The sequence below is a fragment of the Caballeronia glathei genome (assembly GCF_000698595.1).
GTDB classification, from domain to species: Bacteria; Pseudomonadota; Gammaproteobacteria; order Burkholderiales; family Burkholderiaceae; genus Caballeronia; species Caballeronia glathei.
The window spans coordinates 1-10459 of the sequence record NZ_JFHC01000131.1; the positions used below are offsets into that span (position 1 = coordinate 1).

At 59.6% G+C, this 10459-nt stretch carries 8 protein-coding genes and 2 pseudogenes; 3 read left to right on the top strand and 7 right to left on the bottom strand.

The genetic code is table 11. The features are described from left to right. Window positions 1–653: 653 nt before the first annotated feature. On the top strand, window positions 654–974 hold the full coding sequence (locus BG61_RS43090) for a hypothetical protein (RefSeq protein ID WP_161783731.1): 321 nt from the start codon (window positions 654–656) through the stop codon (window positions 972–974). A gap of 41 nt (window positions 975–1015) precedes the next feature. Here BG61_RS43090 and BG61_RS44475 read toward each other — a convergent pair whose 3' ends face one another. The 3 genes from BG61_RS44475 to BG61_RS36745 form a co-directional block, all read right to left on the bottom strand. Then, window positions 1016–1333, bottom strand: a complete 318-nt coding sequence (locus BG61_RS44475) for a hypothetical protein (protein WP_233469244.1) — start codon at window positions 1331–1333, stop codon at window positions 1016–1018. 89 nt (window positions 1334–1422) lie between these two features. Further along, entirely contained in the window at window positions 1423–1704 is a 282-nt protein-coding gene (locus BG61_RS44480) for a helix-turn-helix domain-containing protein (protein ID WP_338152277.1), read from the bottom strand. Between the two features lie 1352 nt (window positions 1705–3056). After that, complete coding sequence (locus BG61_RS36745; protein WP_035943025.1) at window positions 3057–3245, bottom strand: hypothetical protein; 189 nt, start codon at window positions 3243–3245, stop codon at window positions 3057–3059. 1020 nt (window positions 3246–4265) lie between these two features. Here BG61_RS36745 and BG61_RS36755 point away from each other — a divergent pair. Then, window positions 4266–5387, top strand: a complete 1122-nt coding sequence (locus tag BG61_RS36755) for a sensor histidine kinase (RefSeq protein WP_035943031.1) — start codon at window positions 4266–4268, stop codon at window positions 5385–5387. Window positions 5388–5484: 97 nt separating this feature from the next. On the opposite strand, the gene BG61_RS36760 is transcribed toward BG61_RS36755, so the two are convergent. Then, complete coding sequence (locus BG61_RS36760; RefSeq protein ID WP_035943033.1) at window positions 5485–5973, bottom strand: DUF421 domain-containing protein; 489 nt, start codon at window positions 5971–5973, stop codon at window positions 5485–5487. Between the two features lie 634 nt (window positions 5974–6607). Next, complete coding sequence (locus BG61_RS40985; RefSeq protein ID WP_075584313.1) at window positions 6608–7075, bottom strand: ProQ/FinO family protein; 468 nt, start codon at window positions 7073–7075, stop codon at window positions 6608–6610. A 534-nt stretch (window positions 7076–7609) separates the two neighbouring features. Here BG61_RS40985 and BG61_RS36765 point away from each other — a divergent pair. Beyond that, window positions 7610–8818 carry a zinc-dependent alcohol dehydrogenase gene (locus BG61_RS36765; protein WP_035943036.1) on the top strand — a complete coding sequence of 403 codons (1209 nt, stop codon included), beginning with the start codon at window positions 7610–7612 and terminating at the stop codon, window positions 8816–8818. A 325-nt stretch (window positions 8819–9143) separates the two neighbouring features. Here the strand turns inward: BG61_RS36765 and BG61_RS36770 are convergent. Together BG61_RS36770 and BG61_RS44910 are read right to left on the bottom strand one after the other, a co-directional pair. Then, a pseudogene (locus tag BG61_RS36770) lies at window positions 9144–10065 on the bottom strand (flavodoxin family protein). 261 nt (window positions 10066–10326) lie between these two features. Further along, window positions 10327–10459: pseudogene (locus BG61_RS44910) on the bottom strand (SDR family oxidoreductase); the annotation flags it as partial.

Sequence of the window (10459 nt, forward strand, 5' to 3'; positions counted from 1 at the left end):
TGGGGGAGTTTCAACTGACCGTCCGGGAACTAAGCCGAGAATCGCGGTACGGCGCTCGCCGAGCAACTGGGGCAGACGTCTGCACGGCCGCGCTTCAGGCAGTGGCGAATATTCGGCGATTCCTTCGCTATGTTGGACGATTCGGGCATCGGCCAGGTGAGAAGCACGAGCGCTGTATATGATGTTGCCCGCGACCAACGATGGTCGCGCTGGTCTTACTCACCGACCGCGGATACGTAGATAAAAGCACAAGTGCCTCAATTCTTCGCAAAATTTCTCGGCGTGGGTATCATCCTGAAGGACCGTGTGCACGATGCCGTTGCGGCTTGCGCCACCGCGATACGAATGCCTACTCTATTGCAGGCTACCGACGTCCCTTGAAGCCTGCGACATCACGCTACGTTTGGATCGTGATCACCTGAAGAAAAGACGGATCATCGTCCGCAGCACCGGCTGCGTCGAGCAATTATTGCCGTAAAGTCTGTCGGCCCACTGCGCAGTTCCCACGCGTGGATTGGCCTAAAGGGCTTTGTGCGGCCCCCCGGACGACGCTTTAAGTGCCGGTCGCGGAACGCCAATTGCGGTTCCGAAGGTGCGGGCTTGCGTGCCTTTCGCACGCAACTTGACGCGCACCGATGAAAAGGGAGACTGCAATGAAGAAGTTACTGATTACGGCGTTGATTCTGAGCTTATCGGGTGCCGCCTATGCGCAAGGCGCAGGCGGAGGGGGGGGCGGCGGTGCCGGTGCCGGTGGCGGCGGTGCAGGCGCGGGGGGTGCGGGTGGCGGCGCTGCGGGAGGCGCTGGTGCGGGGCAGGGCGGCACCGGCGTGGGAACCCCTAACGCGAACGGCGTGACGGGCTCGCCTTCGGGAGCTGCGGGTTCCAACAACATGAGCAGCCCGTCCTCCTCGCAGAAACAAAAGGGCGGGACGGATTCATCCGGCTCGGGCAGCGGAATGAAGAAGGCGTATTGAAACGACCGAGGCCGTGTGCGAGGTTCGAGAAGGGCGACCCTTCAGATCGCGCTGTATTGGCTTGGCAGTGCGTTGGAAAGGGTAAAGGGGCACCCGAAAACCGAGTAGTTTTGCGTTTTCACATGGCCTCTACCGGCAGCAGCCGGCGGCGAGTTTGGTGCTTGACGGGTATCCGAGATCGGTCCATCGCGCAGCGCTTGCTCGCTTGCCGGTGTCGTTGCCGGCAACAATGCCGGCTGCGGCGGCGGCAGACTGTCGGAAACGAATTCGACGTAGGTCCCCGCTGTAGCCCAGGTGGCGACGAACGCGAACAGGTTCGCTCCCTTGCGACGCCGGAACTCGACCCAGTCTGCCTGCATCTGGTCGCCTGCAGCCGTCTCGAATCGCACCAGTGGGTCAGCAGGTTGGGACAGGCCGCAGCGTGGCAACGAACTTGCGCACGATGCGCTCACCAACGGCGAATCCCGTTGACTGGATCCCGCGCCACAGTACCCGTCGCCGGGATCCAGTCCGGTGCCGCTGCCGCGATCCGTTCCTGTAGATACCCTTCAAACGGGCTCAGTATCGACTCACGTGGCGTAGCGGGGGGCGAGAATCTCGTTGCGTCCTGCGCCGCCAGGTACTTCCTCACTGTGTTGACTGAGCAGCCGACCTCACAGGCAATGGCGCGAAGGCTCTTGCCCTGCGTGTGCAATATCCTAATCTGCATGTATCCCTCGTACGAGACCATCGCCGCTCAAAGCGGCCATTATCCCTTCGTCGAGGTGTATAAATTCCTCAGTGGCGACGTGTATCAATTTACAGGTGCCAGTGACACCACGGGTCATTCACGGGCCCTCAAGAGAAGAAACAGCCCAGGACGGGACTCTATTCCGGCCGCCGCGGATGTCCCATATCGACGAGCGCTCGGCTCGTGCAGGCCTCGCGCCAGGCGCCGGGACAGATTTCAACCCTGGTCTCCTACCAGCCGACACCTCGTGGAATGCCGCCGACTGAGCGGAGGGCGCACTTCCAGTAGGTTCACTGGCCTCGCTCCGAGACGAGATGAGCGACTCGTAGGGATAGAGCCACTTGTTGTTGAAGAAATGTCGCAGCGACGGGCTCAAACTGGCTTCGTCGAACGTGATTGGGAAACTCAGCGCTTGCAAACGCACCCCGTCACGCGGTGGCGACGCATACGCGACCCACTGGAATGTCCAAGTGGATGGAGGCGCTTCGAGAGGAAAAGAGAGAAAGTAGGCGCCGCAGGCGGCGGAGCGAAATGGTGGCCGTTACTTGCCAAAAATAAAAGTGCGCCAGCAAAACTGGGACAAGAGTTCGCGCTCATGCTACGAACGACTGAACAACGATCAGGGACCGATACTGCTGGCAGTAGTCGGCCCAACACAGAGCTATCAAGACGATGATGCGCTAAGAAAACTTAACGTACTTCCACGGCGTCGGACGCCCCATTCGGTTGCGACGAAGACGGGCCCCTCGAGTCCACGAGTCCTATTCCCACCTTTCCAGCACTGGCCGCGATTACCACCTAGATGCCCACATACGAAACAGCAAACATGACGGTCCGGTTTTCGTGAGGGACCGTCACAAGAACGTGGTCGTCAGACATAGTGTTCAACTCCACCACACCCGGATCGCAATTGAGCATCTTAGAAAGAATCATTCGCAACACCGTTCGTCCCACACTGAACTGGCGACCGGCTGCGGTCTTGTTAAACCCCTTCGCGCGTCGTCGCTCATCAAGCGTAAGCCAACTCCGACCGTTCGTTGCGGTGGCCAAGTGCCATTCGCCGCGCACCCGGTGTATCGCAATCCCGGACGTCCCGCCACGTCGGTCTTGGACCCGATCGCGTTACCGTCGCGCCCGCAAGGTGGCGAGTGGTCGAGGCCCGCCGCGGAGGACTGGCTTAACACTTCTCCACAGGCAGAAAATGTCTTGAATGGAATAATCGACCGCCCTGAGTGAGCGGCGACCGTCCTTATCGCGATCCGATCGGTTTGCGGCACATGCTGCAATTGTTGGCGGTTGCGCCAGTGACCCTTCGCGACGCGTCGGCGATCAACTTTCTGCAGGACGCAATGTCACCGCGTCAAGGTAGGGAAAGTTGATTCCACGACGCCAACGACGCCAAACAGGATCAGTGCGGCGAGCAGCAACGCTATGCCCACTGTGATCAGTCGGTCGTGCCGGCTGCGTTGCCCCTGTTTTTGCTCGAAGTAGCGTTGATACGCGTCGAGATCGCCAGGCAGGGCAGTTTGCTGGTAGGGCACTCTCGTCGATGAACCTGCGACTCTTCGCGGCCGTCTTCCTGACCAATAGTCTCTGTACATGTTCTCGAAGTGATTGGGCAAGCCGACATCTCCGTCAGCATCGCTGTCCCCGTTGGCCAAGCCAAAGCAAGGCAGTCGAGAACGTCGTAGGCCCTGCGAGATGCGCCGTGAGACCATTATTCGCCTCTTGGGGGCGTTGTGAAAGTCACTATTCCCATGCGCAAAGGCTGGGAAAAGACAGGTCGATGGCGTGCATGTTCCGAGCGCCCCTGCCGTCGCCTTTCCACCGAAGTAGCCAGTGATTAGACGGCCCTGTCACCCACCGGTGGTGGGGAGGTCGATTGTAACGCATAACCAGGAAAGGCAATCTACATAGGGCAACCCTGATCGTTCCCGCACGTACTCCTTCTCCTTCGCGACGACGCATATTTGGCCGTTGACAGCCGGGCGTTCGGGTTCGTCCGGAGAGCCATTCGAATTTTAGGGGCGGACAATTGATTTGCGCTGACCGGTGTTGCGCAGTTTACAAAGTCACACGAATCCCAGGCGGGCGGGCGATGTGGAGAGCCCTGAAATCATCTATCACGGGTACGTCGTTATTCCACTCGCCGCGTTCGAAGAGCGGTTGTACGCGTCGATGCGGATTCTGCGGAGACCGGACGGCATACAGCGGGCTTCCGTTGTCTTGGGTCACGTTCTTTGCTCCCTTGAGGCGCGCAAGTTTGCACTCCGGTATGCAATGGCGGAGATTGACCATCGGCAGCTGCTGGAGCCGTAATGGGCATAGCGCCTAGCCGATGGATGACGATCCTAATCGGGATCGGTGACCCACCAATAGCGTGTCCCGATGGTTCGTGAATTTGGAATCGGCGCAAGGTGTCAATGAGGCGGACTGAGTCTAGAGAGGCGCCGCCACTCTCCTGATAGTCAGCCGCTTGGCGCGCATCGCGTTTTCATACGAGCTCCGCTCTATCCAGGCGACGGAGGTGATCGGCTCTGTGCCGCTCAAGAGGAATCGACATGCGACTTGGGGAGTTCATACTTCGTGATATGGATTCGATTCTCGCGCAATGGGAGGCGTTCGCGGCGACGCTGTTGCCAGCCGCAGAGAATCTAAAATCACTGGAGTTGCGGAACGATGCGCAACACATCTTGGAGGCCGTGGTAAAGGATTTAGGGACCCCGCAGACAAGGAAAGCCCAAGCCGAAAAATCGATGGGGCGGGGCCCTAAACTGATTGGCGCCCCTGCTACCGCGGCGCAAACGCACGCCGTTCTTCGGGCGCGAAATGGCTTTAACATCAACCAACTGGCGGCGGAGTATCGCGCCTTACGCGCCAGCGTACTTCGGCTTTGGATTGACGAGTGCGATCCGACCGCTCCGGACTTGGATGACATGATCCGATTTAACGAGGCTATCGACCAAGCACTCGCAGAATCGGTCGGCTATTACAGCGCACATGTAGAACAAGCCCGTAACCTGTTCCTCGGCATGCTCGGGCACGACATGCGCAGTCCGCTTCAAGCGATCCAGATGACAGCCGTATATCTGTCGGCACTGAATAATGGAGAGAAAATTTCTGAAGCCGCGCGCCGGTTGATCAATAGCGGCTCCCGCATGCAGGCGCTCTTGGACGATATGCTCGATTTCAATCGAGCTAATCTCGGCTTGGGCATTGCGATCGCGCCGGGCAGCGTAGACCTCGCGAAGCAGTTTGCCGAGGAACTGGACCTACTGCGCGCAGCGCACCCGGATCACCGCGTCGATCTGGAGGTCGTCGGCGACTCGACCGGTGTGTGGGATGGCCGCCGCCTCCAGCAGCTGCTCGGCAATCTGGTTCTCAACGCGTTCAGATATGGGGCGTCCGACAGGCCGGTGCGTGTGGTACTCAGGGGAATGGCGGCAGAGGTTTGTTTTGAGGTGAAAAACAGCGGGCCCATTATCGAGCCGTGTACGTTGGACCGTATCTTTGACCCGCTTAACCGTGGCGTAGAGAATGAGCACAACTATGCTGCCGAGAGTCACCTCGGGCTCGGACTGTACATTGCACGGGAGATTGCCGAGGCCCACGGCGGCACGCTGCAAGCGCGCTCCGACGTAACAGAAACTGTTTTCAGCGTGCGGCTACCGCGCTCGCGATAGTGGGCGTGTGCGCTGTGACGCCCGAAACATCGCCGCGTATGGCATCGCACCGCAGCCGCAAGATCGAGGGGCCGCCGGAAGGTCAACGCATGCGCCATCACTTCTTTCTTATGACGCTAATCTGGCCATCCGACTCGAGGTACATCCGCTCCACCTCTTCAAGCGAGCTCGCACCATTCTCTCTTAGCTTGGCATCGAGTTCCTCATCGGTTATCGCCTCCCGACGCATATTATCGTGCAGCTTTCGTCCGTGCGAAACGAGGAGAACCTTCTTGGCATTCGCGAATCGGTTGAACGCCGGCCAATAAAAGGCCGCAGCGTCGAGAAGACGGTTCCACGCTATGAGAGTTGTGACTAGCAGGCCGGCGTCAACCAAGCTATCGGCGTCGCCGGCCATTCCATTTTGTGCGGCGTCTGCGACGATGACGATAATAAGCAGGTCGGCGATGCCAACGGAGCCGATGTCCCGCCTCGCGACGAAGCGAAAAAGAAGAAAGAGCAGCCAGTACATAAACGTACCGCGCAGCATGATCTCGAGCGGCGACATGCTAAACGAGAAGAGTTCCAGCCAATCGAGTGATTCCATGGCCGTCTCCTTCATTTTGGCCCGTAGCGCGGCCGGGCGTAACCGGCACATGCTCGTAACTGCGGCGTGGCAGGACGAGGGCCTTTACGCATAAAAGTGCATGCGATCCTACGCAAGTTTTGTACCAGAATCGGCAGATCGATTTTCAGGAGATCGCGCTGCCCCGGACGCCGGTCTGCGAATCGCGTCGGAAGCGACCGTTGGTCGGGCATAGGCAAGCAGAGTTGCGGTTGCGGTTGCGGGGCCTGGTTGGGCGGAATGGTGCTCGGCAAGTTTGGCACGGCTCTTCATCATAAGTCGCGCCCCACCTTGGGTGGAGCATTCAATGTCCGTCAAACTAAGACGCGCTTGATCTGGCTCATGCTCTCGCTGGTGCGTTGCGAGTGAGGCTATAGGCCGAATCGCCACGGCGTTGGAAGTGGACTCGGTGTCTGACGGCAAGGGGCCAATTTGGAAGACGCTGTGGCACAAATCGCCCGTCCCCACAGTTGTTCTGACGAAGATCGATTTGGTAGCTATCGTGAGGTGCGAACAGGAAATCCGGCGGTCAAGTCCCTGAACTCGCTGCCAGGGTCGGGAACGAATTCTCTGCCTCGGCTCGCGCCCGAGAGGCATTCGTTGCCAAGACGTCCGCTTATGCGTCCGACTTCAAGCTTGTGGAGGCCGGCGACTTTGTGTGAGCCGAGCGCTTTGCTTCGAGTTGCCGCGCGCGACCAGCGTCACCGGCAGTCACGTTTCCCATTGGATCGCCCGTCAGGTCAACTCGCGGCGCACCTTCGACAAGGCAACTCCAGTAACGACTTCCTCGGCACCACGCCTTGATGGCATCCTTCAATTCGCGCTCTGAGAGTCGAAGGTCTACCGCGTGCTTTAAGAGGTCGTCCATAATGCCTACCTTCAAGGCTACCTTGGGCGCGGGTTTTTGCGGGAAAGCACGGGGGAAACGCCTTTGTAGCTTGCCAATCGTGTGAACAACGGGGGCTACTGGCGCTGTGGAAGTGGCCGCCGCAGGTGGCTGTTTTGGCGCAGCCTCCGTCTTCGGGGCGGTCTTAGCTTGTCGCGCGAGCCGCTGCTTCAATGCAGCGAGTTGTTCGAAGCCCATGTCTGCATATCACAAGATTTCAAGCGCTCATTCTAACAGTCGTTGAAGACAGGCGCATTTCCAATAAAGCCAAGGCATATCAAAGCGTTGACATCGCTCAGCGGCGGGCGCAGCAAGAGGCGTTGGATAGACAGCTGGCCGAAGCTAAAGAGCGGGAGACCAGAACGTGCCGCGCGAAATCGCGTAGAAAATGCGCGAGTATGGAGTTACCCTCAACCAACTCATGGCGCGGAACCCCGCGAACAGCCTCACGAGCCGAGAGCAAAATTCCGTGACCCGTCAGCGGCGTGACATAGAGCGGCCCAGCGAAGGATCCACTCATGTTAGCAGTCTAGTGGCGGTCCAGCCACGCAGAAAAGCGCAGGCTACTGTTGTGACCGGCTATTAGGGTGAACAGGATTTTGCGCTCCCCCTGCTGCTGTAAAAGTCGGTCCTTGAGGTGCCAGGGGAGTCACGGCGTTTTTACCAGCGGCATTTCACAGGCTCGGTCTTTGCTGCGAGCGAAGCGGACCGACTAACCGAAGGAGTGCTCCGATGAAAGCAGTCGTTTTTCACGAGATAGGCAAAATCTCGCTCGACAACGTCCCCGACCCGAGCGTGGAGTCCGACAGCGATGCGGTCGTTCGCCTTACTTCCAGCGCCATATGCGGTACCGACCTGCATGTGATCCGGGGCACGTTGGGCGGTATGCAGGCCGGGACGATCCTCGGGCACGAGGGTGTGGGCGTGATCGAGGAAGTGGGCCGTGGCGTGCGCAACCTGAGGCGGGGAGATCGCGTCCTAATTCCATCGACGATTTCCTGCGGGTTCTGCTCCTATTGCCGCTTCGGCTACACCGCCCAATGCGATAACGCGAATCCGAACGGCGCCCGCGCTGGCACGGCGTTCTTCGGCGGCCCCAAGTCGACTGGCCCGATTAACGGACTGCAGGCCGAGTACGCGCGCACTCCCTTTGCACATGCCAGTCTCGTAAAGCTGCCGGACGGCATCGATGACGACCGTGCGATTCTCATGTCCGACATCTTTCCGACTGGTTATTTTGGCGCACAACTCGCGGAAGTGGGGAGCGGCGACACGGTTGTAGTATTCGGCGCGGGACCGGTGGGCCAATTCGCGGTTGCGAGCGCTTGGCTTCTTGGCGCAGGGCGTGTGATCGTCATCGACCGGCTAGCAGACCGGCTCGAGACTGCGCGCCAGCAGGGTGCGGAGATCGTCAATTTCGACGAGGAGGACCCCGTCGAAGCGATTCTGACACTAACGGGCGGAATCGGAGCGGACCGAGCAATTGATGCTGTCGGCGTCGACGCACAGCACGCACAAGGAGGGGCGGCAGCATCGACGGATATGGCACGCCGGGGCGAGGAAGAGAGCCGACAAGTCACGCCGAAGCGTGAGGAGGATGGGGCCAACTGGATACCTGGCGACGCGCCTACGCAGGCCCTCGATTGGGCGGTGGCATCTCTCGCGAAAGCGGGCACGCTAGGAGTGATCGGCGTTTATCCGCCTAATGATCGGTGTTTCCCGCTCGGCGCGGCGATGAACAAAAATCTTACGCTCAAGATGGGCAACTGCAACCATCGGTCGATCATCCCTGGGCTTGTGGAACGCGTCCGCAGCGGTGCGTTCGACCCTCTCATCGTGCTCACGAACCGTGAGCCAATGATGAATGTCATCGACGCCTACAACGCTTTCGATAAGCGAGAACCGGGCTGGCTCAAAGTGAAGCTAGATGTGAGCGCATAGCGACGAAGCTGTCTGTTTGTGCTACTTGCTTCGAGGCGCAACGACGGCCTGTTCCCTGATTGGTCCCTGGCACATTGCGATTGCAAGGAATCGGTCGCTGCAGGTCGTCGGCGGTGAGCGCGCGCGTCGCCGTCCCCGAACGCTCTGATTCACATGAGCTACTGGAGATCTTCACCCGCTCAATATTCACCGTCGAAGTTCGGGCATTGCGTGGCAGGGAATAGCCTATGGTTCGTGGCTGCTCCAGCCCAGCAGGCAGGCCAGCAAAGCACCTTCGTAAGCATCGTCTCCCGTCGAAGGTTGAGTCGCCGGCGCTTTAGAGCAGCTATCTCGCCCGCGGCGTATCGAGATCGCGGTCGGGCTCTGTCTGCCCCGCGCGGACCTGCTGCACCGAAGTGACGACAGCTTCCGCGACGTTCGCGACCTCCCTTTGCAAAGCGGTGTCGCGGTCAGGGCTCGCGTGACTCGTAGCGTAGGGCTCATAGTAGCCAATGAAACGATCAAGTCGCGACTTTGCGCCCGACCCCACGAGACCCATCCAATCGAGCCAGTCCGTCAGCGCGCGCCGCGAGCCTTCAATGCCAGCAACATCCCCGTGTACCACGATGCCATAAGCCCGGCCCGCCAGATGCTTGGGGTAGTCACAGCCGTCAAACTCGAGGTGCTTGGCCTCGGCCGGGTCTTTGCCGTGTGTAGAGGTCGGATCGGGGTTACCTCCGTCCGGGCAGACGAGATGATCCATCATCAGTTTCAGCGGGCTGCTTACCTGATACCAATACACAGGTGTGACGAAAATGACGCCATGGCAAGCGGCGAAGCGTTCGTAGATTTCGTTCATCCAGTCGTTGACCATGCCGAGCGAGTGGTTCGGATAGCAACTGCATGGCCAGTGACAGAGCGGCATTGCCGTCGATACGCAGCCTTTGCAAGGATAAATATGAAGGTCACGGTCAGAGGTGATTTGCGAGAGGTCGAGAAGATCCGCCTCGAAGGATGCCCGTTCCAGCGTCTCCTGCGCGAGCTTTGCCAGCCTGAAGCTCTTTGGCATTTCTCCCGGGCACGTGTGGTCGTTGCGCGCCGACGCGTTGTCTACGAGTGCCCGCCTTCATGGTGATTGGGGACTTTCGTGCATTAGAATGTGCGTCCCAGGCGATTGCTTCGAGCCGGGCAAGCGACTCGTCTTCGACGCGAAACGTGGGATCGTAAAATCGTGCCATGAAGCGTGAACGAAACGTCTCGCGCGACATCTTCTCGGTGATTTGGCCTTCTCACACCTCGATTCGCTGCTCAATTATCTGTTGCTTGGAAGGCATATCGTCCGCTCGGTAGCTTTGTCTTTACTGCTTCGCAGCAATCGACGTTCCATCAGCGTCCGCGTCGCAAAGCGCAATTCGTCGGACCTTGGCGACCGACGCCGGCGGAGACGTGCGATGAAATTTCGCGCCGTCCCAATGGACCGGTTGACCGACACCGAACAATCGTGCAGCTGTCCAAGGCCCGGCGCCTCCGATGATCGGCTTGCCGCCTGTCACGGCCACGGTCGCGCCGGACACGTAGCTCGCCTCGTCGGACGCGAGCATCACGTACACGGCGGCGAGCTCGGCGGGCTGGCCGGGGCGCTTCATCGGCACCTGCGAGCCG

Excerpts from the sequence above, each read along its gene's own strand:
- BG61_RS43090 (WP_161783731.1), top strand. The coding sequence starts at position 654 with ATGAAGAAGTTACTGATTACGGCGTTGATTCTGAGCTTATCGGGTGCC.
- BG61_RS44475 (WP_233469244.1), bottom strand. The coding sequence starts at position 1,333 with ATGCAGGCAGACTGGGTCGAGTTCCGGCGTCGCAAGGGAGCGAACCTG.
- BG61_RS44480 (WP_338152277.1), bottom strand. The coding sequence starts at position 1,704 with ATGGTCTCGTACGAGGGATACATGCAGATTAGGATATTGCACACGCAG.
- BG61_RS36755 (WP_035943031.1), top strand. The coding sequence starts at position 4,266 with ATGCGACTTGGGGAGTTCATACTTCGTGATATGGATTCGATTCTCGCG.
- BG61_RS36760 (WP_035943033.1), bottom strand. The coding sequence starts at position 5,973 with ATGGAATCACTCGATTGGCTGGAACTCTTCTCGTTTAGCATGTCGCCG.
- BG61_RS40985 (WP_075584313.1), bottom strand. The coding sequence starts at position 7,075 with ATGGGCTTCGAACAACTCGCTGCATTGAAGCAGCGGCTCGCGCGACAA.
- BG61_RS36765 (WP_035943036.1), top strand. The coding sequence starts at position 7,610 with ATGAAAGCAGTCGTTTTTCACGAGATAGGCAAAATCTCGCTCGACAAC.